The organism is Lactobacillus corticis (assembly GCF_018327645.1).
GTDB classification, from domain to species: Bacteria; Bacillota; Bacilli; order Lactobacillales; family Lactobacillaceae; genus Lactobacillus; species Lactobacillus corticis.
In genome coordinates this window covers 1-223 of sequence record NZ_BMAY01000055.1, presented here as the reverse complement: position 1 = coordinate 223, position 223 = coordinate 1, and the positions used below count along the sequence as shown (strand labels likewise).

1 pseudogene is annotated in these 223 nt (G+C 43.0%); it reads right to left on the bottom strand.

Going from position 1 to position 223, the window contains the following annotated elements:
* Window positions 1–223, bottom strand: a pseudogene (locus KI210_RS08690) (MSCRAMM family adhesin SdrC); the annotation flags it as partial.

The following is a 223-nucleotide window of genomic DNA, read 5'->3' as shown; positions in this document are numbered from 1 at the left end:
AATCTATTTCCGAGAGTGCATCCGAGTCGCAATCTATTTCAGAGAGCGAGTCCGAGTCACAATCAATTTCTGAGAGTGCATCAGAGTCCGAATCACAATCAATTTCTGAGAGCGAGTCCGAATCAGAATCACAATCGATTTCAGAAAGTGAATCAGAGTCCGAGTCACAATCGATTTCTGAGAGCCAGTCCGAATCAGAATCACAATCGATTTCAGAAAGTGA